The sequence below is a fragment of the Allobosea sp. GW821-FHT12C12 genome (genome assembly GCF_058807355.1).
The window spans coordinates 25,709-50,372 of the sequence record NZ_JBXAQP010000010.1; the positions used below are offsets into that span (position 1 = coordinate 25,709).

General features: G+C 67.0%; 19 protein-coding genes and 7 pseudogenes. 13 read left to right on the forward strand and 13 right to left on the reverse strand.

The annotated features are described in order from the left end of the window. The first annotated feature begins 213 nt into the window (after positions 1-213). The 9 genes from mdh (at position 214) to AC1RRW_RS15215 (ending at position 10,288) form a co-directional block, all read left to right on the forward strand. Positions 214-1,176 carry a malate dehydrogenase gene (gene mdh / locus AC1RRW_RS15175; RefSeq protein ID WP_492901609.1) on the forward strand — a complete coding sequence of 321 codons (963 nt, stop codon included), beginning with the start codon at positions 214-216 and terminating at the stop codon, positions 1,174-1,176. A 97-nt stretch (positions 1,177-1,273) separates the two neighbouring features. Further along, entirely contained in the window at positions 1,274-2,473 is a 1,200-nt protein-coding gene (gene sucC / locus AC1RRW_RS15180) for an ADP-forming succinate--CoA ligase subunit beta (RefSeq protein WP_492901610.1), read from the forward strand. 2 nt (positions 2,474-2,475) lie between these two features. Further along, positions 2,476-2,685 carry a hypothetical protein gene (locus tag AC1RRW_RS15185; RefSeq protein WP_492901611.1) on the forward strand — a complete coding sequence of 70 codons (210 nt, stop codon included), beginning with the start codon at positions 2,476-2,478 and terminating at the stop codon, positions 2,683-2,685. Positions 2,686-2,715: 30 nt separating this feature from the next. Next, a complete protein-coding gene (gene sucD, locus AC1RRW_RS15190) occupies positions 2,716-3,600 on the forward strand; it encodes a succinate--CoA ligase subunit alpha (protein ID WP_492901612.1) in 885 nt (294 codons plus the stop codon). A gap of 40 nt (positions 3,601-3,640) precedes the next feature. Further along, positions 3,641-6,598 (forward strand): 2-oxoglutarate dehydrogenase E1 component, encoded by a 2,958-nt coding sequence (locus AC1RRW_RS15195; protein ID WP_492901613.1) that lies wholly within the window; start codon positions 3,641-3,643, stop codon positions 6,596-6,598. Positions 6,599-6,640: 42 nt separating this feature from the next. After that, on the forward strand, positions 6,641-7,984 hold the full coding sequence (odhB, locus tag AC1RRW_RS15200) for a 2-oxoglutarate dehydrogenase complex dihydrolipoyllysine-residue succinyltransferase (RefSeq protein ID WP_492901614.1): 1,344 nt from the start codon (positions 6,641-6,643) through the stop codon (positions 7,982-7,984). 41 nt (positions 7,985-8,025) lie between these two features. Next, positions 8,026-8,496 carry a hypothetical protein gene (locus AC1RRW_RS15205; RefSeq protein WP_492901615.1) on the forward strand — a complete coding sequence of 157 codons (471 nt, stop codon included), beginning with the start codon at positions 8,026-8,028 and terminating at the stop codon, positions 8,494-8,496. A gap of 117 nt (positions 8,497-8,613) precedes the next feature. Beyond that, the gene (gene lpdA / locus AC1RRW_RS15210) at positions 8,614-10,014 is read left to right on the forward strand and encodes a dihydrolipoyl dehydrogenase (protein WP_492901616.1); all 1,401 of its coding nucleotides are present in this window, start codon (positions 8,614-8,616) and stop codon (positions 10,012-10,014) included. A 52-nt stretch (positions 10,015-10,066) separates the two neighbouring features. Further along, positions 10,067-10,288: a nucleotidyltransferase family protein gene (locus AC1RRW_RS15215; RefSeq protein WP_492901617.1), complete on the forward strand. Its 222-nt coding sequence runs from the start codon at positions 10,067-10,069 to the stop codon at positions 10,286-10,288. Between the two features lie 69 nt (positions 10,289-10,357). Here AC1RRW_RS15215 and folD read toward each other — a convergent pair whose 3' ends face one another. Beyond that, positions 10,358-11,230, reverse strand: a complete 873-nt coding sequence (gene folD / locus AC1RRW_RS15220; protein WP_492901618.1) for a bifunctional methylenetetrahydrofolate dehydrogenase/methenyltetrahydrofolate cyclohydrolase FolD — start codon at positions 11,228-11,230, stop codon at positions 10,358-10,360. Between the two features lie 107 nt (positions 11,231-11,337). Beyond that, a complete protein-coding gene (locus AC1RRW_RS15225; RefSeq protein WP_492901619.1) occupies positions 11,338-12,201 on the reverse strand; it encodes a LysR family transcriptional regulator in 864 nt (287 codons plus the stop codon). A gap of 223 nt (positions 12,202-12,424) precedes the next feature. On the opposite strand from AC1RRW_RS15225, the gene AC1RRW_RS15230 reads away from it, so the two are divergent. Continuing rightward, entirely contained in the window at positions 12,425-13,339 is a 915-nt protein-coding gene (locus tag AC1RRW_RS15230; protein WP_492901620.1) for a DMT family transporter, read from the forward strand. A gap of 332 nt (positions 13,340-13,671) precedes the next feature. Here AC1RRW_RS15230 and AC1RRW_RS15235 read toward each other — a convergent pair. The 3 genes and pseudogenes from AC1RRW_RS15235 to AC1RRW_RS15245 form a co-directional block, all read right to left on the reverse strand. Next, positions 13,672-14,325 (reverse strand): annotated as a pseudogene (locus tag AC1RRW_RS15235) (IS3 family transposase); the annotation flags it as partial. Positions 14,326-14,408: 83 nt separating this feature from the next. Continuing rightward, positions 14,409-14,861: a nuclear transport factor 2 family protein gene (locus tag AC1RRW_RS15240; protein ID WP_492901621.1), complete on the reverse strand. Its 453-nt coding sequence runs from the start codon at positions 14,859-14,861 to the stop codon at positions 14,409-14,411. A 63-nt stretch (positions 14,862-14,924) separates the two neighbouring features. Further along, positions 14,925-16,358: a coniferyl aldehyde dehydrogenase gene (locus AC1RRW_RS15245; RefSeq protein ID WP_492901622.1), complete on the reverse strand. Its 1,434-nt coding sequence runs from the start codon at positions 16,356-16,358 to the stop codon at positions 14,925-14,927. A 396-nt stretch (positions 16,359-16,754) separates the two neighbouring features. Here AC1RRW_RS15245 and AC1RRW_RS15250 point away from each other — a divergent pair, with 396 nt between their 5' ends. Continuing rightward, positions 16,755-17,393, forward strand: a complete 639-nt coding sequence (locus AC1RRW_RS15250; RefSeq protein WP_492901623.1) for a TetR/AcrR family transcriptional regulator — start codon at positions 16,755-16,757, stop codon at positions 17,391-17,393. Between the two features lie 18 nt (positions 17,394-17,411). Here AC1RRW_RS15250 and AC1RRW_RS15255 read toward each other — a convergent pair. The 5 genes and pseudogenes from AC1RRW_RS15255 to AC1RRW_RS15275 all read right to left on the reverse strand — a co-directional run. Beyond that, positions 17,412-17,729: pseudogene (locus AC1RRW_RS15255) on the reverse strand (transposase); the annotation flags it as partial. A gap of 16 nt (positions 17,730-17,745) precedes the next feature. Next, positions 17,746-17,874, reverse strand: a pseudogene (locus tag AC1RRW_RS15260) (toprim domain-containing protein); the annotation flags it as partial. A gap of 174 nt (positions 17,875-18,048) precedes the next feature. After that, positions 18,049-18,763: pseudogene (locus AC1RRW_RS15265) on the reverse strand (NmrA family NAD(P)-binding protein); the annotation flags it as partial. Continuing rightward, a pseudogene (locus AC1RRW_RS15270) lies at positions 18,761-19,209 on the reverse strand (nuclear transport factor 2 family protein); the annotation flags it as partial. The pseudogenes AC1RRW_RS15265 and AC1RRW_RS15270, both read right to left, overlap by 3 nt. Positions 19,210-19,334: 125 nt before the next feature. Next, positions 19,335-19,886 carry a TetR/AcrR family transcriptional regulator gene (locus tag AC1RRW_RS15275; RefSeq protein WP_492901760.1) on the reverse strand — a complete coding sequence of 184 codons (552 nt, stop codon included), beginning with the start codon at positions 19,884-19,886 and terminating at the stop codon, positions 19,335-19,337. Positions 19,887-20,056: 170 nt separating this feature from the next. Here AC1RRW_RS15275 and AC1RRW_RS15280 point away from each other — a divergent pair, with 170 nt between their 5' ends. Both AC1RRW_RS15280 and AC1RRW_RS15285 read left to right on the forward strand, forming a co-directional pair. Then, complete coding sequence (locus AC1RRW_RS15280) at positions 20,057-20,980, forward strand: alpha/beta hydrolase family protein (protein ID WP_492901624.1); 924 nt, start codon at positions 20,057-20,059, stop codon at positions 20,978-20,980. A gap of 89 nt (positions 20,981-21,069) precedes the next feature. Continuing rightward, a complete protein-coding gene (locus tag AC1RRW_RS15285) occupies positions 21,070-21,819 on the forward strand; it encodes an SDR family oxidoreductase (RefSeq protein ID WP_492901625.1) in 750 nt (249 codons plus the stop codon). Between the two features lie 24 nt (positions 21,820-21,843). On the opposite strand, the gene AC1RRW_RS15290 is transcribed toward AC1RRW_RS15285, so the two are convergent. From AC1RRW_RS15290 to AC1RRW_RS15300, 3 genes and pseudogenes are all read right to left on the reverse strand, one after another. Further along, positions 21,844-22,644, reverse strand: coding sequence for a GNAT family N-acetyltransferase (locus tag AC1RRW_RS15290; RefSeq protein ID WP_492901626.1), 801 nt, complete (start codon positions 22,642-22,644; stop codon positions 21,844-21,846). Beyond that, positions 22,638-23,662, reverse strand: a pseudogene (locus tag AC1RRW_RS15295) (NADP-dependent oxidoreductase). The gene AC1RRW_RS15290 and the pseudogene AC1RRW_RS15295 overlap by 7 nt, the downstream one beginning before the upstream one ends. Positions 23,663-23,811: 149 nt before the next feature. Continuing rightward, positions 23,812-24,572: pseudogene (locus AC1RRW_RS15300) on the reverse strand (SDR family oxidoreductase). Between the last annotated feature and the right edge of the window lie 92 nt (positions 24,573-24,664).

Genomic DNA, 24,664 nt, shown 5'->3' on the forward strand with positions numbered 1-24,664 from the left:
GCCGTTATCCATGGGGTTCGACCGGCCTAACCCATTGATATCATGTTGCTCGCCGCGCGACGGCTTTTGACTTCGCGGATCGACCGCCTAAATTGCCCCCTGTCGCCAAAGGGTTGCGGCAAAACCCCGGTTTGGGCCAAAGACACGCACGGTTTCGCCGGTTCGCCGGCCTCTCGCAGCGCCAAGGACAGCGCTAAGCACAAGGACTAGGCAATGGCCCGCAAGAAGATCGCCCTCATCGGCGCCGGCCAGATCGGCGGCACGCTCGCTCACCTCGCCGGCCTGAAGGAACTGGGCGACGTCGTCCTGTTCGACATCGCCGAGGGCATCCCGCAGGGCAAGGGCCTCGACATCGCCGAATCCGCCCCGGTGGACGGCTTCGACGCCGCCTATACCGGCACGCAGTCCTATGCCGACATCGCCGGGGCCGACGTGGTCATCGTCACCGCCGGCGTGCCGCGCAAGCCCGGCATGAGCCGCGACGACCTGATCGGCATCAACCTCAAGGTGATGAAGGCGGTCGGCGAGGGCATCAAGGCGCATGCGCCGGGCGCCTTCGTGATCTGCATCACCAACCCGCTCGACGCCATGGTCTGGGCCCTGCGGAAGTTCTCCGGCCTCGAGCCCAACATGATCTGCGGCATGGCCGGCGTGCTGGATTCGGCCCGCTTCCGCCATTTCCTCGCCGACGAGTTCAAGGTCTCGGTCAAGGACGTCTCGGCCTTCGTGCTCGGCGGCCATGGCGACGACATGGTGCCGCTGGTGCGCTATTCCGGCGTCGCCGGCATCCCGCTGCCCGACCTCGTCGCCATGGGCTGGACCACTCAAGGCAAGCTCGACGCCATCGTCGAGCGCACCCGCAAGGGCGGCGGCGAGATCGTCAACCTGCTCAAGACCGGCTCGGCCTTCTATGCCCCGGCGGCCTCCGCCATCGCGATGGCCGAAAGCTATCTCAAGGACCAGAAGCGCGTCCTGCCCTGCGCCGCGGCGCTGACCGGGCAATACGGCGTCAAGGACATGTTCGTCGGCGTGCCGGTCGTGATCGGCCAGGGCGGCGTCGAGAAGATCGTCGAGATCGGCCTCGACGGCGACGAGAAGGCGATGCTCGCCAAGTCGGTGGCCTCGGTCCAGGCCCTGATCGACGCCTGCAAGACCGTCGATCCGTCATTGGCGTGACATAAGGGCGGTCGGCAGTCGTGAGGCGCGCCGTCCACATCCCTGCTGCCGACTGCCCATTGCCGACTGCCCGCTTTTTCCCGAGGAACCCACCCCGATGAACATCCACGAATATCAAGGCAAGGCGGTCCTCAAGGAGTTCGGCGCGCCGGTCTCGGCCGGCTTCCCGGCGCTGACGGTCGCGGAGGCGGTCGAGGGCGCCCGCAAGCTGCCCGGCCCGCTTTATGTGGTGAAGAGCCAGATCCACGCCGGCGGCCGCGGCAAGGGTAAGTTCGAGGAACTGCCCGCCGAGGCCAAGGGCGGCGTGCGCCTCGCCAGGTCGATCGAGGAGGTCGAGGCCCACGCCAGGGAGATGCTCGGCAACACGCTGGTGACGGCCCAGACCGGCCCGGCAGGCAAGCAGGTCAACCGGCTCTATGTCGAGGACGGCTCCGACATCGCCAAGGAGTTCTACCTCTCGGCGCTGGTCGACCGCGAGACCTCGCGCATCGCCTTCGTCGTCTCGACCGAGGGCGGCATGGACATCGAGAAGGTGGCCCATGACACGCCGGAGAAGATCGTCACCTTCTCGGTCGATCCCGCCACCGGCATCATGCCCCATCACGGCCGCACGGTCGCCCGCACGCTCGGCCTGACCGGCGACCAGGCCAAGCAGGCCGGCACGGTGCTCGCCCAGATCTTCGCCGCCTTCGTCGCCAAGGACATGGCGATGCTGGAGATCAACCCGCTGATCGTGACGACGCAGGGGCAGCTCAAATGCCTCGACGCCAAGGTCTCGTTCGATTCCAACGCGCTCTACCGCCACCCCGAGCTGATGGCGCTGCGCGACGAGACCGAGGAGGACGCCAAGGAGATCGAGGCCTCCAAGCACGACCTCGCCTACATCGCGCTCGACGGCACGATCGGCTGCATGGTCAACGGCGCCGGCCTCGCCATGGCGACGCTCGACATCATCCAGCTCTATGGCGAGAGCCCGGCGAACTTCCTCGATGTCGGCGGCGGCGCTTCCGAGGAGAAGGTCACGGCGGCCTTCAAGATCATCACCGCCGACCCGAAGGTGAAGGGCATCCTGGTCAACATCTTCGGCGGCATCATGAAGTGCGACGTGATCGCGCGCGGCGTCATCGCGGCGGTGAAGACGGTCGGCCTCGAGGTGCCGCTGGTGGTGCGCCTCGAGGGCACCAACGTCCAGGAAGGCAAGGATATCATCTCGTCCTCGGGGCTCAACGTGATCCCGGCGGACGATCTCGACGACGCGGCGCAGAAGATCGTCGCGGCGGTGAAAAAGGCCGCGTGAGCATGACTGATCAAGGCAATGCCGACAAAGCCGCTCAGGTGAGGCTTGTGCTCGATCTTTCGCCAGAGCGGGCTGCCGAACTCGAAAAGATGGCGCGATATCCAAATCGCGACATTGCTGATCCCGCGAAGGAATTTCTTGAAGCAGAGATCGAGGCGGAGCACGGCCCGAGATACGGCCCGTTCCGACGCAAGCATTTGTACCGCGCCTGAGCCAATCTCCGCGCCAACAGAGATCATTGCATGTCCATCCTGATCGACAAGAACACCAGGGTCATCTGCCAGGGTTTCACCGGCAAGAACGGCACCTTCCATTCCGAGCAGGCGATCGCCTATGGCACGGTCATGGTCGGCGGCACCTCGCCGGGCAAGGGCGGCTCACTCCATCTCGGCCTGCCGGTGTTCGACACCGTCGCCGAGGCGAGGGAGAAGACCGGCGCCGACGCCTCGGTCGTCTACGTTCCGCCGCCGGGCGCGGCCGATGCGATCTGCGAGGCGATCGACGCCGAGATCCCGCTGATCATCTGCATCACCGAAGGCATCCCGGTGCTCGACATGGTCCGCGTCAAGCGCTCGCTCTCCGGCTCGAAGTCGCGCCTGATCGGGCCGAACTGCCCCGGCGTCGTCACGGCCGGCGAGAGCAAGATCGGCATCATGCCGGCCAACATCTTCAAGCCGGGCTCCGTCGGCATCGTCTCGCGCTCGGGCACGCTGACCTATGAGGCGGTGTTCCAGACCACGCGCGAGGGTCTCGGCCAGACCACGGCGGTCGGCATCGGCGGCGACCCGGTCAAGGGCACCGAGTTCATCGACATGCTGGAGATGTTCCTGGCCGATCCGAAGACCGAGTCGATCGTGATGATCGGCGAGATCGGCGGCTCGGCCGAGGAGGACGCCGCGCAGTTCATCAGGGACGAGGCCAGGCGCGGCCGCAAGAAGCCGATGGTCGGCTTCATCGCCGGCCGCACCGCCCCTCCCGGCCGCCGCATGGGCCATGCGGGCGCGATCATCTCCGGCGGCAAGGGCGGCGCGGAAGACAAGATCGCGGCGATGGAGGCGGCCGGCATCCGGGTCTCGCCCTCGCCGGCGCGCCTTGGAAAGACCTTGGTGGACGTGTTGAAGGGCTGAGCGTTTCCGACGCCGCACGCAGGGAAAAGGCAGGACGACCATGGCTCGCCAGGACATCAACGAGGCTCTCGCCCGGACGGGTTTCCTCTATGGCGGCAACGCGGCCTATATCGAGGATCTCCACGCCCGCTACCAGGCCGATCCGAAATCGGTCGACGAGCAGTGGCAGGGCTTCTTCGCCGGGCTGAAGGACGACGGCGCGTCGATCGTCCAGAACGCCAAGGGCGCGTCCTGGACCAGGCCGAACTGGCCCGTCCACGCCAACGGCGAACTGGTCTCCGCGCTCGACGGCAACTGGAGCGTCGTCGAGAAGGCCGTCTCCGACAAGCTCGGCGCCAGGGCGAAGTCCACGGGCTCCGCGATCAGCCCGTCCGACGTGCAGCAGGCGACGCGCGACTCCGTGCGCGCCATCATGCTGATCCGCGCCTACCGGATGCGCGGCCATCTCCACGCCAGGCTCGATCCGCTCGGCATCGAGACGGTCGACAATTCCGAGGAGCTGTCGCCGGCCGCCTTCGGCTTCGGCGAGGCCGATCTCGACCGCAAGATCTTCATCGACAACGTGCTCGGCATGGAGTTCGCCACGATCCGCGAGATGGTCGCGATCCTGCAGCGGACCTATTGCAACACCATCGGCATCGAGTTCATGCACATCTCCGATCCGGAGCAGAAGGCATGGCTGCAGGAGCGGATCGAGGGACCGGACAAGGAGATCGCCTTCACCCGCGAGGGCAAGAAGGCGATCCTGAACAAGCTCGTCGAGGCCGAGGGCTTCGAGAAGTTCATCGACCTGAAATACACCGGCACCAAGCGCTTCGGCCTCGATGGCGGCGAATCGCTGATCCCGGCGCTGGAGCAGATCATCAAGCGCGGCGGCGCGCTCGGCGTGCGCGACATCGTCTTCGGGATGGCCCATCGCGGCCGCCTCAACGTGCTGACGCAGGTGCTCGGCAAGCCGCATCGCGCGCTCTTCCACGAGTTCAAGGGCGGCTCGTTCCATCCCGACGACGTCGAAGGCTCGGGCGACGTCAAGTACCATCTCGGCGCGGCGACCGACCGCGAGTTCGACGGCAACAACGTCCACGTCTCGCTGACCGCCAACCCCTCCCATCTCGAGATCGTCGATCCCGTGGTGCTCGGAAAGGTCCGCGCCAAGCAGGACCAGTTCGGCGACATCGTCGAGCGCTCCAAGGTGCTGCCGCTCCTGCTGCATGGCGACGCCGCCTTCGCCGGACAGGGCGTGGTCGCCGAGTGCCTCGGCCTGTCGGGGCTGAAGGGCCACCGCACCGGCGGCTCCGTGCATTTCATCATCAACAACCAGATCGGCTTCACCACCTATCCGCGCTATTCGCGCTCCTCGCCCTATCCGTCCGACGTGGCGAAGATGGTCGAGGCCCCGGTCTTCCATGTGAACGGCGACGATCCCGAGGCCGTGGTGTTCGCGGCCAAGATCGCGATCGAGTTCCGGCAGAAGTTCCACAAGCCGGTCGTGGTCGACATGTTCTGCTATCGCCGCTTCGGCCATAACGAGGGCGACGAGCCGGGCTTCACCCAGCCGCTGATGTACCGCAAGATCCGCTCGCACAAGTCGACGCTGGAGCTCTACTCCGCCAAGCTCGAGGCCGAGGGCGTGATCCAGCCTGGCGAGATCGACGAGATGAAGGCCGCGTGGAAGGCGAGACTCGAGGTCGAGTTCGAGGCCGGCCAGGCCTTCCGGCCGAACAAGGCCGACTGGCTCGACGGCCGCTGGGCCGGGATGAAGGCGATCCGCGCCGACGAGGACGATCCGCGCCGCGGCGCGACCGGCGTGCCGGCCGGGGTGCTGACGGAGATCACCGAGAAGATCACCGCGGTTCCCGCCGGCTTCAACGTCCACAAGACGATCCAGCGCTTCCTCGACAACCGCCGCAAGGCGGTCGAGGCCGGGCAGGGCATCGACTGGGCGACCGCCGAATCGCTCGCCTTCGGCTCGCTGCTGCTCGACGGCCACCCGGTCCGGCTCTCCGGCCAGGATTGCGAGCGCGGCACCTTCTCGCAGCGCCATTCTGTGCTGATCGATCAGGAGACCGAGGCCCGCCACACCTCGCTGAACCATATCCGCGAGGGCCAGTCGCGCTACGAGGTCATCAACTCGATGCTCTCGGAAGAGGCCGTGCTCGGCTTCGAATACGGCTACACCCTCTCGGAGCCGAACGCGCTGACCTGCTGGGAGGCCCAGTTCGGCGACTTCGCCAACGGCGCGCAGGTGCTGTTCGACCAGTTCATCTCGTCGGGCGAGCGCAAATGGCTGCGCATGTCGGGGCTCGTCTGCCTGCTGCCGCACGGCTATGAGGGCCAGGGTCCCGAGCACTCCTCGGCCCGGCTCGAGCGCTTCCTGCAGATGTGCGCCGAGGACAACATGCAGGTCGCCAACTGCTCGACGCCGGCGAGCTATTTCCACATCCTGCGCCGGCAGCTCAAGCGCGACTTCCGCAAGCCGCTGATCCTGATGACGCCGAAGTCGCTGCTGCGCCACAAGCGCTGCGTCTCGACGCTGGAGGAGCTGGCCGAGGGTTCGAGCTTCCACCGCGTCCTGCACGACGACGCCGAGCGCGGCAACTCGACCACCAGGCTGGTCAAGGATTCCAAGATCCGCCGCGTCGTGCTGTGCTCGGGAAAGGTCTATTTCGACCTGCTGGAGGAGCGCGAGAAGCGCGGGCTGGACGATGTCTACCTGATGCGCGTCGAGCAGCTCTATCCCTTCCCGCTGAAGTCGCTGGCGCAGGAGCTCTCGCGCTTCAAGGGCGCCGACGTCGTCTGGTGCCAGGAGGAGCCCAAGAACATGGGCGCCTGGACCTTCGTCGAGCCCTATCTCGAATGGGTGCTGGGCCATGCCGGCTCGAAGTCGAAGCGGCCGCGCTATGTCGGCCGCCCGGCCTCGGCCGCGACCGCGACCGGCCTGATGTCGAAGCACCTCGCCCAGCTCAATGCGTTCCTCGACGAGGCCTTCGCGGCCTGACCGTCACGCTCAAGACAAGAAGACACCAGGAAGAGGCCTGACATGGCGACCGAAATCCGCGTTCCCACCCTCGGCGAATCCGTCTCCGAGGCGACCATCGGCAAATGGTTCAAGAAGCCCGGCGACGCCGTGAGGGCCGACGAGCCTCTGGTCGAGCTCGAGACCGACAAGGTCACGCTGGAGGTCAACGCGCCGGCCGCCGGCGTGCTCGGCGAGATCGTCGCCAGGGAAGGCGAGACGGTCGGCGTCAGCGCCCTGCTCGGCACGATCTCGGCGGGAGAAGGCAAGTCCGACGGCAAGGCCGCCGCGCCCAAGGCCGCTGCGCCCAAGACCGATGCCCCGAAGTCGGATGCGCCCAAGGCCGACGAGAAGAAGGGCGACGCCGCCATCGCCCAGGCCGCCGGCAAGGCCGGCGCGGACACGGTCGAGGAAGCCGAGAAGAAGTCCGGCGAGGTCGCCGGCGACAGCGAGATCAAGCCCGCGACCAAGGCCGGCGATTCAGGCCCGGCCGTCGGCCGGCTCGCCGCCGAGAGCGGCGTCGATCCCTCGACCGTCAGCGCCTCGGGCAAGGATGGCCGCGTCACCAAGGGCGACATGCTGGCCGCGATCGCGACCGGCGGCCAGGCCGCTCCGGCTCCAGCGCCTGCGCCGGCTCAGCTCCGCGCCCCCTCGGCCCCGGACGACGCCTCGCGCGAAGAACGCGTCAAGATGACGAAGCTGCGCCAGACCATCGCGCGCCGCCTCAAGGAGGCGCAGGCGACCGCCGCGATGCTGACGACCTTCAACGAGGTCGACATGTCGGCGGTGATGGCGCTGCGCAACCAGTACAAGGACGTCTTCGAGAAGAAGCACGGCGTGAAGCTCGGCTTCATGGGCTTCTTCGTGAAGGCCTGCGTGCAGGCGCTGAAGGAGATCCCCTCGGTCAACGCCGAGATCGACGGAACCGATATCGTCTATAAGAACTACTACCATGTCGCGGTCGCCGTCGGCACCGACAAGGGGCTCGTCGTGCCGGTGGTGCGCGACGCCGACCAGCTTTCGATCGCCGGCGTCGAGAAGAAGATCGGCGAACTGGGCAAGAAGGCGCGCGACGGCGCCCTCAAGATCGAGGACATGCAGGGCGGCACCTTCACCATCTCGAATGGCGGCGTCTACGGCTCGCTGATGTCGACGCCGATCCTGAACGCGCCGCAATCGGCGATCCTCGGCATGCACAAGATCCAGGAGCGGCCGATGGTCGTCGGCGGCCAGATCGTGGTGCGCCCGATGATGTATCTCGCGGTCAGCTACGACCACCGCATCATCGACGGCAAGGAGGCCGTGACCTTCCTCGTCCGCATCAAGGAGGCGCTGGAGGATCCGGCGCGGCTGGTGCTGGATCTCTGACGAGAAGACAGCCGGGACTGACGCCGACAAGGGAGGCCAGGATGCTCAAAGCGCGCCCTTCCATCGCGCGGATGGCTGCCGTGATCGCAGCCACGATGACGACCTGGCCCCTGTCCGCGGCCGAGACCGTCATGACCGCCGAGCAGGCCACCGAAGTGCGCGGAATCTTCCTGTACCAGCGGATGTTCTTCGAGGACTGCGGGCGGCAGACGGGCGACAGGGCGACCTATGACGAGGTCTGGAATTCGTGGGCGCGGCGCAACTTCTATCACGGCGATGTCGCCGACCGTGTTCTGGCCCACCACCGCGTCGCCTTTGATCAGGAGCGGCTGCGCGGTGTGACCGCGACGGCGATCCGGATGAGTTTCAGCAATGTCGGCAATGCCGTTGCCTACTGCGCATTGTCCGGGCTCGCCGTGGAAAAAGGCGATCTCGACATCCCGAAAACGAGGCCGGACCTCTTCGACATGCTGGTGCGCTCGGATCGCGTTCTAAGGGCCGGCGTAAAGTGAGGCCCTGGCGCATTGCGGCGCAGGGTGGCCCGCTGAGTTTCGCAGCATGCCCCGGGGCGTGAGGCGCTATTGAATCTGACCTGACCGCGCGCCGGACGCGCGCAAATGGAGCTCTGCATGTCCTACGATCTCGTCGTCATCGGAACCGGCCCCGGCGGCTATGTCTGCGCCATCCGCGCAGCCCAGCTCGGCCTCAGGGTCGCCGTGGTCGAGAAGCGCAAGAGCCATGGCGGCACCTGCCTGAATGTCGGCTGCATCCCGTCCAAGGCATTGCTGCACGCCTCCGAGATGTTCGAGGAGGCCGGCCACACCTTCCCGAGCCTCGGCATTTCCGTGGGCAAGCCCAAACTCGATCTCAAGCAGATGATGGTCCACAAGCAGGAGACGGTCGACGCCAACGTCAACGGCGTCGCCTTCCTCCTGAAGAAGAACAAGATCGATCCCTTCCACGGCACGGCCTCGATACCGGCGGCCGGCAAGGTCGTCGTCACGGCCGAGGACGGCAGGACGCAGGAGCTGGAGACCAAGTCGATCGTCATCGCAACGGGCTCGGAATCGACCGCGCTGCCCGGCGTCGCGGTCGACGAGAAGACCGTGGTGACCTCGACCGGCGCGCTCGAGCTGACGGCCGTTCCCAAGCAACTGCTGGTCGTCGGCGCCGGCGTGATCGGGCTCGAGATCGGTTCGGTCTGGGGCCGCCTCGGCGCCAAGGTCACCGTCGTCGAATATCTCGACCGCATCCTGCCCGGCATGGACGACGAGATCGCCAGGCAGTTCCAGCGCATCCTGGGCAAGCAGGGCTTCGAGTTCCACCTCGCCTCGAAGGTGACGAAGGTCGAGACGGGCAAGAAGGGCGGCGCGGCCGTCACGGTCGAGCCCGCGGCCGGCGGCGAGGCCAGGACGCTGAGCGCCGACATCGTGCTGGTCGCGATCGGCCGGCGTCCGAACACCGAGGGGCTCGGGCTCGACAAGGCCGGCGTCGCGACCGAGAAGGGCCGCGTCGTCATCGACGATCATTTCGCGACCAACGTGCCGGGCATCTACGCCATCGGCGACGTGGTGCGCGGCCCGATGCTGGCGCACAAGGCCGCGGACGAAGGCGCCGCGGTCGCCGAGATCCTCGCGGGCAGGGCGGGCCATGTGAACTACGACGCCATCCCCGGCATCATCTATACCGCGCCGGAAGTCGCCGCGATCGGCAAGACCGAGGAAGAGCTGAAGGCCTTGGGCGTCGACTACAAGGTCGGGAAGTTTCCCTTCACGGCCAATGCCCGGGCCCGCGCCATCCGGCACGCCGACGGCTTCGTGAAAGTCCTCGCCGACGCCGCCACCGACCGCGTGCTCGGCTGCCACATCATCGGCCCCCATGCCGGCGACCTGATCGCCGAGGTCACCGTCCTGATGGAGTTCGGCGGCTCGTCGGAAGACCTCGCCCGCACCTGCCACGCCCATCCGACGCTCTCGGAAGCCGTCAAGGAAGCGGCGATGGCGGTCGAGAAGCGGCAGATCCATATGTGAGGCGGGCGGCGGCGTCCTTCGCGCGCGGTCCGGTTTGGTGTAAATCGGGTATATGACCCGCGACGAAGCCGCCGCCGAACTGTCCTGCCGTGCGAAAGCCCTGCGCGATCGTGGCGCACGGGCTGCTTTCGTCTACGGCTCGACGGCTCGCAACGAGGCGAGAGACGACAGCGACATCTTCATCGATATCGAGCCCGGCCGGAAATTCTCGCTGCTCGATCTTGTCGGCATGCAGAGCTATCTGACGGAAGAGCTGGGCGTCGAAATCACCTGACGACACGCAACAGCCTGCATCCCAGGCTGCGGGATCAGATCGAAAGCGAAGCCGTCCAGGTCTTTTGCACTACTCTCGCCGCGCCCGAAACGCCGTCAGCGTGTTCCTCAGCAGGCAGGCGATCGTCATCGGGCCGACGCCGCCGGGAACCGGCGTGATCGCGCCCGCCACCGTCACCGCCTCGGCGAAATCGACGTCGCCGACGAGCTTGCCGTCCGGCAGCCGGTTGATGCCGACGTCGATCACGGTCGCGCCGGGCTTGATCCAGTCGCCCCTGACGAAATGCGGCCGGCCCACCGCCGCCACGACGATGTCGGCGCGCCGGACCACGCCGGCGAGGTCGCGCGTGCGCGAATGCGCGATCGTCACCGTGCAGTCGGCCTGCAGCAGGAGCTGCGCCACCGGCCGGCCGACGAGCTCCGAGCGGCCGATCACCACCGCCTCCAGCCCGGCGAGCGTCGGCAGCGTCTGGCGCAGCAGCAGCATGCAGCCGAGCGGCGTGCAGGGCGCGAGCAGATTCCCGCCGCTCGCCTTGCCGCCGGCGAGCCGGCCGGCATTCACCGGGTGGAGCCCGTCGACATCCTTGGCGGGATCGATCGCGTCGATGATGCGGCCGGCGTCGATATGCTTCGGCAGCGGCAGCTGGACCAGGATGCCGTCGACGGCGTCGTTGGCGTTGAGCTCGGCGAGCTTGGCCAGCAATTCGGCTTCGCTCGTCCCGGCCGGCAGGCGGTGCGCGGCCGAGTTCATCCCGGCCTCGGCCGCGAGCTTCTCTTTCGAGGCGACATAGACCCGGCTCGCCGGATCGTCGCCGACCAGCACCACGTCGAGGCCGGGCACGAGGCCGCTCCGCGCCTTGATCGCGGCGACCTCGCCGGCGATCCCGGCCCGCAGGCTCGCGGCCGCGGCCTTGCCGTCGATGATCTGCGCCTGCCCGGCCATGCGTCCCGTCTCCACTCGTCCCGGTCGAGCCGCCCTCATGCGCGATCGGCCGGGACGCGACAAGCCCGAATGCGACATCGCCTTGCCGCGGCGCGTCGCGGGACGGTTCAGGCCGCGCGCCGCAGCCCGGCCATCTCGGCGCGCAGGGCGGCGGCGAAGCGACGCGCGGCCAGACCCGGCCGCGGGCCGACGATCAGCCCGACCGCCAGCTCGAACAAGGGCGGCAGGCCGTCGCCCGCCCCGAGCCGGCGCAGGCCCGCGGGCACGGCGCTCTCGGTGATCGCGCTGACGCAGAGGCCGGCCTCCACCGCCGAGAGCACCCCGGCCATATGCGAGGAGGAGAACACGATGCGATGCGCCTTGCCGGCCCCGTTCAGCGCGGCGAGGATGCGCGGGCGGCAGCGGCACCCGTCCGAGAACAGCCCCAGCGGCAGCGTTTCCTGCAGTTCAGGCCGGTGGCCGCGACCGGCCACCCAGACCACCGGCTCGCGCCGCAGCATCTCGCCGACCGGGCGGCCTGGGTCCTGCGTCACCAGGGCGAGATCGTAGGCGCCGGCCGCGATGCCGGGCTCGATCCGCTTCGACAGGTCGCAATGCAGCTCCAGCTCGACCTTGGGGTGCTCGGCGGCGAAGCGCGCGATGAGCGGCCTCAGATAGGCGTCGACGTAATCGTCCGGGATGCCGATGCGCAACCGGCCCGTGGCGCTGTCGCCGGCGAGATCGGACAGCGCCTCGCGCTCGATCGCCAGCAGCCTGCGCGCATGCGCGATCAGGCGCTCGCCGGCGTCCGTCGGCGTCACGCCCCGGCGCGAGCGCTCCAGCAGCCTGTGCCCGAGCGTGCTCTCCAGATCCTGGATGCGCGCCGAGATCGCCGACTGCGTGCGCCCGAGCCTGGCGCCGGCGGCCGTGAAGCCGCCCGTCTCGGCGACCGCGACCAGCATGTCGAGCGCGGCGAGATCGAAATGGAGCATGGCCGATCCATCGGATTTCAGAATGGTCGAATCGATATAATCCGTTTTTCCGATGGATGGTAGCGGCGTAGGAAATGTCGATGAGCCTCCGTCCTCATCGTGAGGAGCGGACGTCGGCCCGCGTCTCGAAGGATGTTTCAGTGCGTGCCGGATCACCCTTCGAGACGCCGCTTCGCGGTTACTCGGGATGAGGGCGGAGGGTGCAATGCCCGGAAAGGCCGCCATGACCACCGCCGATCTCGCCATGCCCCGCCCTGCCGCGCCCGCGCTCGCCATGTTCCTCGCGCTGCTCGCGGGCGCGACCTGCATCGGCTTTTCCGGCGTGTTCGTGCGCTTCGCCGATGTCGGGCCGGCGGCGGCCGGCTTCTGGCGCATGGCCTTCGCGCTGCCGCTGCTGGCGGCGTGGATGGCGGCCGAGCGGCGTCGGCCCGTCACGGGCGCGGTGCGGACGAATGCGCCCTGGCCGATCGCGCTCGCCGGCCTCGCCTTCGCCATCGACGTCGTGCTCTACAACGCCTCGCTCGGCCATACGACCATCGCCAACGCCTCGCTGCTCGGCAATCTCTCGCCGGTCGCGGTCGTGCTCGGCGGCTGGCTCGTCCTCGGCGAGCGCCCGAGCCGGCGCGTGCTCGGTGCGCTGGCGCTGGCGCTGGGCGGCGCGCTGATGCTGGTCGCGCCCAAGCTCGCGGGCGCGCCCTCATCCGCCGCCCTGCCGGGCGGCGCCTTCGGCGACATGCTCGCGGTGATGGCGGCGGTCTCCTACGCGGTCTACATCCTCGCCATCCGCCGCGCCCGCGCCAGCGCGGACGCCGGCCGGATCAGCATGATCTCGAGCGCGCTCTGCGCCGTGTTCTGCCTCGCCGCCGCGCTGGCGCTGGCCGAGACGATCGTCCCGCGGAGCCTGCAGGGCTGGCTCGCGGTGATCGCGCTCGGCGTCGTCTCGCATGCGCTCGGCCAGGGCCTGATCACGCTCTCGCTCGGCTCTTACGGCGCGAGCGCCGCCTCGCTGGTGATGGTCTGGCCGGCTCTGGTCAGCGTGCTTGCCGCCTGGGCGATCTTCGGCGAACAGCCGTCTCCGGCCCAGGCGTTCGGCGGCGTCGCCATTCTGGCTGCCGTGCTGCTGGTGAGACGGGGCTGAGCGTCCAGGGCGTGGCGCTACCCTTCTCCCCCGGGGGGAGAAGGGGAAACGCGCCGATCCCCACGGGCAAAGCCGCCCCGCGAATACCCACCCTCCGAAACCCATGCCATAACCTCCCCGTCCACCCGGCCAGGGGCTCTCGCGAGGCGTCGCGCGGGCGGGTGGAAGGGCGGTGTCCGTGGCGCGAGGGCCGATGCAGCCCGAGACCATGGAGGGTCCGCGAGCGCCGCCGACTGCAGGCGAAGCCGGCGCGCTCGATGTGACCTGAGACCCGGACCTGAGACCCTTTTCTCTTCCGGTCTGAGGGAGCGTCCTGGTTTTCATTTCTGGCCTCAGGCGGCCTGTTTTTCCAGTGCGGATTTGAGGGCGAACTCGGCGGGCGTGATGTTGCCGAGGGCCGAGTGGGGTCGGTGTCGGTTATAGTCCTCCTTCCATGAGGTGATGGCGCTGCGAGCCTCGGCGATCGTCGAGAACAACGTGTCGTTGAGGCACTCGTCCCGGAAGCGTCCGTTGAAGCTTTCGACGAAGGCGTTCTGCGTCGGCTTGCCGGGGGCGATGTAGTGGCATGCGACGCCGGTCTCCTGGCACCAGCGCAGGATCGCCATCGAGGTGAACTCGGTGCTGTTGTCGGAGACAATGGTTTCCGGCCGGCCGCGCAGCCGAATGACGCCATCCAGTTCGCGGGCCACGCGCAGGCCTGAAAGCGAAGTGTCGGGGACGAGCGCCAGGCACTCGCGCGTATAGTCGTCGACGATGGCGAGCACCCTGAAGCGGCGACCGTCCGAGATCGTGTCGGAGAGAAAATCGAGGCTCCAGCGCGCGTTGGCCCGCTCAGGCACGAGCATGGGCCTGCGCGTGCCCAGTGCCCGTTTGCGGCCGCCGCGCCGGCGCACCTGCAACTTCTCCTCGCGATAGAGCCGTCTCAGCTTCTTCTGGTTCATCACGATGCCCTGGCGGTCCAGCATGATGTGGATCCTACGGTACCCCGATAGCTGGGGTCGGATCGGTCCATGCGCTGTGTCCGAGCGGCCACAAGAACAGAGTTCGCGGTTCGCGCTAGCATCGAGCGTCAGTCCTCGATCTTCGGCGCTCCAGCTTCCGCGCACCCTGCCGCCTGCATGATGTTCATGGCGTCGATCATGACCTGCGTGTCGAGGTAGGCATGGAGGACGACCACTTTTCCCCACCGGAGCTGAATGACGTGCGCTCCGTCATTCACATAGGCCTCGCCATTCGCGAGCGTGGCGAAGTCCCTCCATTCCACGACAACGGTCGTGTTCCAGGGCTGCCCGCTGATGGCCAGATGCTTGATGTGAAAATTCAGCCCGGGAAGAACGCGCAGCAACCGTTCTATCCAGAGGCGGATGGCGGCTGGCGTATGTCGCGTTCCACCGAGCGTATGGTCTCCGGGGAAGATATGCTCGAAGCGGCTTGCCATGCCGGCTACCGCATAGTCGACATCGCTGCGCCCCAAGGCGTCGAACAGCTTGCGCACATTGCGGCGAACGATTGCGTGGTACATTGAATTGGCTCCTATTTGTGTAGGGAATTGAGCCGGCGCTGCGACGAATGCCGGGCTAGGTCGTCAGCGGATCATGAAATTCAGCACGCGATCAGCGAGAGCGCCAAACGGAGCGCGCATCATTCCCGCCATGCTGAGCCGTGACTGGATGAACACGCTCTTGGCGTGGCTGAAGGTCTTGAAGCCTTCTTCGCCATGATAGGCGCCCATGCCGCTCGCTCCGACGCCGCCGAACGGCATGTCGTCCTGAACGAATTGCAGCAAGGTGTCGTTGACGACTGCGCTGCCGCTGGTCGTGCCGGAAAGCACTCGGTCGACGACGGCCGGCCGATCGCTGAAAACGTACAGCGCCAAGGGCCGGTCGCCCTCGTTAATACGCGCGATCGCTGCGTCGATATCTCGATACGCGACGACCGGCAGGACCGGACCGAAGATTTCTTCCTGCATGATCCTCATGTCGGGCGTTGCACCGACGACGATCGTGGGCGCTAGCGTGTTCGCCCGGCCGACCTCCGGCTTGGAGCCGATCTGGACGATCCTGGCGCCCTTCATGCGCGCATCTTCGATGAGGCCGACAAGGCGGTCGTGATGGCGTTGGCTGATCAGCGAGGCATAGCCCTTGTCGGCCGGTCCCTGCGGGTAGGCTTTGCGGGTTTCCGCTTCGTAGGCCGCGGCGAAGGCGTCGACCTTGTGCTCGGGAACGAAAACATAGTCAGGGGCGACGCATGTCTGGCCGGCATTGCTAAGCTTGCCGTAGACCAGTGCCTTGGCGACACGCGGGATCGAATAGTCGTCGCCGACGACGACCGGCGACTTTCCGCCCAGTTCGAGCGTCACCGGCACCAGATTCTCGCTTGCCGCCCGCATGATCGCCTTGCCGACGCTGGTGCTGCCGGTGAAGAACAGGTGGTCGAACGGCAGCGCCGAGAAGGCAGCGCCGATATCCGGCCCGCCAGCGACGACCGCGACTTCGTCTTCGGAGAAGACCTCGGCCAGCATCCCAGCCATCAGCGCCGACGTCCGCGGCGTATACTCCGATGGCTTGATCATCACGCGGTTGCCGGCGGCGAGCGCGGTGGCGAGCGGCGTGAGGCATAGAGCCAACGGATAGTTCCACGGCGACACGATACCGACCACGCCGAGCGGCTGCATCACGACCTTGGCGCGAGCCGGGCGGAACTGCATGGCGACGTGGCGCGACTTCGATCGCGCCCAGCGACGCAGGTGTTTCCGGAGATAGTCGATGCCCTGGATCACGGGCATGATTTCCATGACCGCGGTCTCGAAGCGCGAGCGGTTGCCGAAATCGGCGTTGATCGCTTCTTCGTATTCGGAGCGACGCGCCAGGATCGCCTTCTTCAGCCTCGCCAGGCTGGCGAGTCGCTGGTCGATCGCTGGCGCGCCCGCTGCGAGGAATGCGGCGCGCTGCCTGTCGAGCACGTCGGATAACGAAACATCGACGGGAATGGTCGGTTGAGCGTTCATGATAGCCTCCAACAGTGGTGCGTCTCATTGCTCAGCGGCAGATCGTCTCCGAGCGAAGTTGACGGTGTCAATATGATGAAGGAAATTGTCACTGTCAACATAGAAAATTTTGATAGGTGTCATCGGCTTCCCCGAACCCGCCCTTCTTAGGGAATGCGCCGCGCCACATCACCCGCGGCGTGTGCGGCAGCCACCGAGTGAATTGAGGCACACTCCACCGCGATGCGCAGCATCTCCAGAGCGATTCCGCCACCTTTCAGCTTGTGTGACGTGTTCCTTGAGGACTTCTCTTCGCGCTGGGCGAGCGTCCGTGAAGTCGATTGGCGCGTCGCACTCTACGGCTCGGGCCGGAAAGCGGAACAAGATATGGGCATTGTCAATATCGGTGGGTCTTGCTAGGGGAGCAGGATGAACTCACGCAGCAAATCCGCTCCCTCGCGCAAATATCATCACGGCGACCTCAGACAGGCGCTCATCGACGCGGGCGTCGCGATCGTCACCGAGGAGCAGAACTGGAATTTCTCCCTGAGGGAAGTCGCGCGCCGCGCAGGCGTTTCGCACAACGCGCCCTACAATCACTTCGCGGAAAAGCGTGACCTTCTGGACGCTGTTGCGGCCGTCGGCTTCGACACTCTTCGGCTGGAAATGAGCAGCGCCATGGAAGGGGCCAGTGATGCTGGCATAGCGATGCTCTCCATCGCGCGAGCCTATGTAGCGTTCGCGGCGAGCAACCCCGCGCTCTACCGGCTCATGTTCGGCCCAGAGCTTGCCGAACCGGAGGGTGAGCGGCCCGAACTGACGGAAACCTCGGGTGCCGGCGCTAAAGCCGTTCTGCGCGACGTCGTGGTGCGGGGTGCGGAGGAAGGTCTGTTCGCTGTGTCGACGGACAACGAGATGTCGGTCGCTATGGCCGTCCTGTCGGCCTGGTCGGCCGTCCATGGTCTTTCGATGCTGATCATCGACAACAAAGCCCATGCGGGAGCGAAACCTGAACTGTTGACCCAGAGCGTCATGACCCACCTCATCGAAGGGCTCCGCCGCCGTTGAAGCTAGAGTCAGACTCGATCACGTTTGCACATATCCTGAGTGTCGGATGTAGTTGGCGCATTCGGCGGGACGGAAGCGTTTGAGGATGGTTTGGAGCGCTGCGACGATGGCGTCGAACGAGCGTGGCGCGGCGCGTCGTAGCAGCGCCTTGAGCTTGGCGAAGACCTGCTCGATCGGGTTGAAGTCGGGGCTGTAGGGCGGAAGATAGAGCAGGCCCATACCGGCATCCTCCAGGCACTGGCGTACGCCAGAAACCTTGTGAGCGGGCAGGTTGTCGCAGACCACGATGCTGCCGGGCGGCAGCTCGGGGATAAGGTGATCGGTCACCTGCGACCTCCCGGAGCAGGTCGTTCCAATCCTGTCCCTCCGGCGCGGCGGGGATCGCGACCACGCACGTCGCCTGCTCCTCCTCTGCAAGCTGCCGGGCGGCGGCGCCTGCACCCGCATCGTCGTTGTCGGCTGCGACGATCAGCCGGCGCACGTCGGATGGAGGGCGGAAGCAACTCTCTGGCCGGGGCGATCACGGGACCGATGATCGTTCTCGCGGCCTTAGCGACGGCGACAACTGGCTCTGCTTGGCACGACCTCATCATTGGCCCGGGCATTTCCGCAAGGTAGAGGATGACCCGTCGAGGGTTAGTGCCCTGCCGGGCGATCAGCCGGCGATCTGGCCTACGTAGTCGCGGTACGAGCGCAGCGGCCGGCCGAGCAGCGCGGTCAGGCGCTCGACGTCGCCGGCATCGGGGATCATGCCGTCGGTCAGGAAGCGCTCGCCCATCAGGCGCATGTCGAGCGCCATCCAGCTCGGCATGAACTGGCGCAGGTTTCGCTCGAAGCCCGCGGTGTCGTCGCCGGGATAGACGATCGGCCGGCCGAGCACGTCGCTCCAGACGGCGGCGGCATCGGCGCCGGTCAGCGTGTCGGGTCCGACCAGGTTGATGCGGGTCAGCGGTAGCGGCGTGGCCGACTGCTCGCGGCGGACGAGCTCGATCGCCGCGATCTCGCCGACGTCGCGCGCGTCGATCATGGCGATGCCCTTGGCGCCGAATCGGCATCGGGTAGATGCCGTAGCTCGCGATCGCGTCCTTGATCGTCAGCTCGTTGTCCATGAAGTAGGCCGGCCGCAGGATAGTGGCGTGGAGCCCCATCTGCTCGATCATGCGCTCGACCCCGAACTTGCCGGCGAAATGGGGCGCGTTAACGTAGCGGTCGCTGTGGATCACCGAGAGATAGACGATCCGCTCGATCCCGACCTCGCGGGCGATGGCGAGCGTTACGAGAGCCTGGGTGTACTCGTCGGCGACGACGCCGTTGAGGAGGAACAGGGTGGAGACGCCCGTGAACGCCTGGCGCAGCGCATCGACGTCGAGCGAAGGATGATCGTCAGGCCGACGACCGAGCGGCCAGCGAAACTTGCGATTGGCCTCCGTGATCGGAAGATCGTTGATCGAGGCGATGCGGCGAGCCATCAGGCCGGCATCGTCGAACGCCCAGTTCTCGTTGCCGTAGGAGCGGAACCAGTGACCGCTGTCGTCGCGCCACTCGTAGGCGAACCGCACCGCGATTCGATTGCCGTCATGCGCCCACACCTCCTTGATGAGGCGGTAATCCAGCTCCCTTGCCCATTTGCGCGTCAGGAAGGCGACGATCGCCTCACGCCCCACCAGGAACTCGGCACGGTTACGCCAGACGCTGTCGGGCGTGTAGGCCAAGGACACACTTTCTGCGGATCGCGGCTGTTCCAGGCATCCTCCGCCATGCGGGCTTTCTGTGCCGCGGTTTCGGCGGTGAAGGGAGGCAATGGCGGTCGAGACATCGTTACACCAGCAAGCTACTTCAGGCTTTCCGTACGACGTTGCGGATGCCGCCTCCAGGCGAACCCGCGATCGAAGCCGGCGCAACCTGACGCTTTGGATCTCCGAACCGCTCCGGGGTAGGTATTCAGCTTCTCGCCCCGAACCGCAGGCCATCCATCAGCAGCAGCACCATCCGCTCGGTGTGTGCTGCGCCATCGTCTCCGGACGCCACGGCAAGGTTCCCGATCGCACGCAGCAGATCATAGGCGGCTACGTCGGTACGGGTCTCACCGCTGCCGGCGGCGGCATCCAGCAGCATCGACAGGGCGGGCTCGAACCGGCTTCGGAAGTAGTCCGGCAGGCTAGCGAAGGCCGGATCGCCGGAATGAAGCGCGGCCGCCAGCCCCTGCTTGGTGGCCAGGAAGCGCGTGTACCGCATCAGCCATGCCGCCAGCGCCTCGGCCGACCCGTGTTCGGCGGCAAGCTGCTCAGCCGCAGACGCGCAAGCGTCGACCTCACGACGGAACACCGCCGCCACCAGATCGGCGCGGGTTGGAAAGCGGCGGTAGAGCGTCCCCAGTCCGACACCCGCCTCGGCCGCGATCTCCCGGATTGGCGCATCGACGCCTGATCGGGCGAACACGATCTTGGCGGCCTCCAACACCGCTTCCTCGTTCCGGCGGGCATCGGCGCGCATTCGCGGCGGGTATGCGCCCGCATCGCGCTCGGCCCGAGAGGCCTCCTCGACCACGTTCCTCGATTTGGCCGGCGCCATACTCACGAGGCTCCTTGATAAGCGGAACAATGATCCGTATCTAATCATAGCGGATCAATGATCCGCTTGCCAGTCACGAGGTCGGCCGTCCCATGTCCAAATCGATTGCCGGAGGCGGTCCGTCTGCCGTCGCGTCCCTCGCATCCGCCATCTTGCCGTCCGCGCGTCGGGGCGTTGATCTGCACGTCCGGGTGTCCGCGCCACTCGTGGGCGAGGCGCTGCCCATCATCATCTTCTCGCATGGCAACGGCCAGTCGCTTCACGCCTATGGTCCGCTCGTCGATTATTGGGCGGCCCACGGCTTCGTCGTGCTCCAGCCGACGCACCTGGACGCGCGGATGCTCGGCCTCGCCCCGGATGATCCGCGTCGCCCACAGTTCTGGCGCTTCCGCGAGGAAGACCTGGTGGCGATACTCGACAGCATCGATCGGATCGAGAGCGAAGCCTTTATTATCCGAGGCAGGATCGACGGTTCCTGTATCGCGGTCGCCGGCCATTCGTGGGGCGGGCAGACCGCCGGCACCCTGCTCGGGGCCACTCATCCCGATCCAGACGACGGATCGGTGGTCGACCGGAAAGATGCCCGCATCAAGGCGGGCGTGCTACTGGCGGCACCCGGCAGCGGCGCCGATCTGACCGAACACGCCGCTCGCACCTTCCCGTTCATGGTCCCGGACTTCTCGACCATGACCACGCCGACCCTGATCGTGGTCGGTGACCATGATGTGGGCAGGCTTTCGACACGTGGCGCCGACTGGTGGCGCGACGCCTACGATCTGAGCCCATCCCCCAAGGCGCTCTTCACGGCCTTCGGCGGTGAACACGCTCTCGGCGGCATCCCCGGATACGAGGCACGCGAAACGACGGACGAACGTCCCGAGCGCGTCGCCGCGATCCAGCGCCTCTCGACCGCCTTCCTGCGCAGTGCGCTCTATCCGGGCGACCCCACTTGGGCCGAGACCAGCGCGGCGCTCGCGGCCGAGACCGCGCCGGAAGGCAGCATCGAGATGAAGTAGGCTGGACGCACCCAGCCCCGGCCCCCTCGCGGACGCGCGCCCGACCCCGTTCCCGGCCGCGCCACACCACCTCTCACAGGAGCTATTGCATGAACACGATCCTCATCACCGGCAGCTCGTCGGGCTTCGGGCTGGCGACCGCCCGCACCTTCCTCGATCGCGGCTGGACCGTCGTCGCCACGATGCGCACTCCCCGCGAGGAGGTGCTGCCCGCGTCCGAACGGCTCCGCATCGTTCCACTCGATGTGACGGATGCCTCCAGCGTTGCCCGCGCCGTGGAGGAAGCCGGGCCGATCGACACCTTGGTCAACAATGCCGGCGCCGGTCTCATGGGGGCGCTGGAAGGCGTGCCGATCGACGCGACGCGCCAACTCTTCGAGCTAAACACGTTCGGTCCCATGGCGATGACGCAAGCCGTTCTGCCCGGCTTCCGGGCACAGGGCTCGGGCGTGATCGTCAACGTGTCGTCGGCCGTGACGCTGAAGGCCTTGCCGATGCTGTCGGCCTACACGGCCAGCAAGGCCGCCGTGGAGGCGTTCAGCGAAGACCTCGCGCTGGAGGTGGAGCCGTTCGGGATACGCGTGCGGCTGGTCATTCCAGGTCGCGCACCGGAAACCTCGTTCAGCGCGACGGCCCGCGCCCGCTCCCGGAACGGCATCCCCGAAGCCTATGCAGCCTGGGCCAAGCAGGTGTTCTCCACTACGCCGCCGCAGTCTGTCGAGGTCACCACGGCGATCGACGTGGCGGAGGCGGTCTGGCAGGCCGTAACTGACGCCTCTTCGCCTTTCCGTATCCCCGCCGGCGCGGATGCTAAGACGCTTGCTGCACAGTTTGCCTAGCGACTGTTCTTTCCCTCCGAAGCGTCAAAGTGTCCGCCGCATGTAGACGTCGCAGCGCACATAGGGCGACACGGCGCGCTCCTCGGGCGCGAGATGGCGGAAGCCGCTGCGCTCGTAGAGCGTGACCGCGGGGATGAGCTTCGTGTTGGATTCGAGATAGATCGAGCGCGCGCCGATCATCCGGGCGTGCGCGATCGCGGCGTCCATCAGCTTGCGGCCTACCCCGCGCCCCTGCGCGGCATGCGACACCGCCATCTTCGCCAGCTCGAGTTCTCCGTCGGCGTACGGGATCAGGGCGACGCAGCCGATCGCCTCGCCGGTCTCGGCTTCCGCAATGAGTATCGCGCCGCCCTTGTCGACGATGGAGTCCTGCGCGCTCTCGATCTGCAAGCGGTCCTTCTCCTCGACGGCGAAGTATCGCTCCAGCCACTCGACATTAAGCGCCGCGAACGCGGCGGCATGGCGCGGCTCGAAGCTTACGATCGAAACATCGGAGTCGGCCGGCGTGAAGGCGGGATCAGGCGCGGCGAGCGGCACCTCGCCGCGGGCTATGGCATCGTAGGTTCGAATGTCACCGTTTATGCGACCCTGCCAGCGCACGATGAAGGTCCGCGTGTCCTCGGCTTCCAGATGTGTGGTGAGCGCTGCCTGGTCTTGCCACCGCTCAGCCACGAGAAGCCGCCCGGCAGCGGCGTCGAGCACGGCCGCGTCGTAGGACAGATTGCCGTCACGGAGCCGAGTGGCTGTGCTGAGGCGATGCAGATCCGCCATGAAGTGGGGGAGTTCGGCGGGAGGCACGGACACGGTGCCGGTCACGATCAGCATGCGACAGCTCGCGGTTGCGGCCGGTCAGACGGCGGTAAGGACGATCTTGCCCCGGATGCAGCCCGGGCATGTGCGCCTGCGGCATCCGCCAGCGGGAAGCGGCTGTCGCCACGATGCGCACCGTGCCGTCGGCGAGCAGGCCTCCCGCCTCCGCCAGTTGTGCGCCGTTCGAGCGGACCTGGGTGGACGAGACGGTGATGCCGCGCTGCTCGGCCTCTACCTGGCCGGCGAAGCCGAGAGGGTTGACGAGGAACAGCGCGCCGCTGGGGCGCAGGACGCGGAGGAACCGCTCCATGCCGGCGCCGCCCACCGCATCGACGACGAGGTCGGCGTCGTGGACGACTTCGTCCGCCGGCGCCTTGGCATAGTCGATGAAACGGTCGACGCCGAGGTCGCGCATCAGCGCCTTGTTGCGACCCGAGGCGACGGCAATCACCCGCGCTCCTTTCCAGTTCGCCAATTGCATCAGGAGATGGCCGACGCCACCGCCCGCGCCGTTCACCACCACCGTCTTGCCGGCGAGGTCCACGGGCCGGTGAGCGAAGGGTTGGAACGGGTTCGGCTCGTTGTGGCCGAGATCGATCAGGAACTGCCAGGCGGTGAGCAGCGACATCGGCGCGCCGGCGGCCTCGACATGATCGATGCCGGCGGGCTTGAGCGCCAACTCCGACGCCGCGACCGCGACATAGTCGGCGTAACAGTCGCTGCCCTTCATCAGGTCGGCGGGAAAGCGCACCATGGCGAACACCTCGTCGCCGGTCGCAAAACCTTCGACGCCCTCGCCGAGCGCCGCGACCGTGCCGGACACGTCGGTGCCGAGGATCTGCGGGAAGAGGGGATCGGGCCGCCATTCAGGCGGCAGCGCGCGATAGCCGTCGCGCAGATAGAGGTCGGGAGGATTGATACCGGCGGCGTGGACGCGGACCAGCACCTCCCCCAGACCCGCTACGGGACGCGGTGCATCCTTGTATCGCAGGACCTCCGGTCCGCCGAACGCATGCAATCGCGCCGCCTTCATCTCTCTGCCGACATCGCTTTCGTCCTTGTAGTCGCGATCCTCCGGGGGATCGTCTGATGATGTTGGATTGTGATGGAGACCCACCCCGGAGCAGGGTCTGCTGTCAGGCAGCGCTCGCCGGCAGACCACCACCTCGTCGTGGCGACATGCTACGCCTTCGGCTTCAGGAACGGGTTGATCGCCGCGAGCGTGTCGTCGAAGTGATCCTCCTTGTCGGCGTTGCGCATGAAGTCGACGCCCTCGACCAGGATCTCCCTGGGCGTGGGGGTCTCTTGGAACTTCGCCACCATCTGGTCGGCGAAGTCGTCGAGCGGCATGAAGCGCTCGTTGTTCTCCTGGCCAGGCGTGAGCGTGGTGCGCACGGCCGGACGGGCGAGCTCGATCACCTCGATGCTGCCGTCGAGAACGGCACGCAGCGAGATGGTGTAGCTGTGGATCGCCGCCTTGATCGCGGAATAGGTTGGCGCGATCACCAGCGGCACGAAAGCGAGCCCCGAGGTGACGTTGACGATCGCCGCGTTCGGTTGGCCGGCGAGATGTTCGACGAGCGCGCTGGTCAGCCGGATCGGGCCGAGCAGGTTGCTCGTGACCGAGGCTTCGGCGTCGCTCAGGTCGCGCTGCTTGGCGAGCGTCGGCTCCATGCGCATGATGCCCGCGCTGTTGAAGAGCACGTTCACGGCCGGGAGGTCGGCGACGAGTTTCTCGGCGAAGGCCGCGATGCTCGCGGGATCGTCCTGGTCGAGAACGAGCGCGTGCATGCGGGCCGATCGCCGATCGCCTTCTCCAGCGTCTCGATGCGGCGGCCGGCGATGACGACCGTGTTGCCGAGGTCGTGGAAACGGTGAGCGAGCGCCTCGCCGATGCCCGAGCCGCCGCCGGTGATGAGGATGGTGTTGCCGGTTTTCTGCACGGGGAACGTCCTTTCGATATCTGGGCCTGATCGCTTCCCTCCGGGCGTCGGCGCTTGCCGGGATCGAAGGTGCCTTGCTGTGGCCCGCTCAG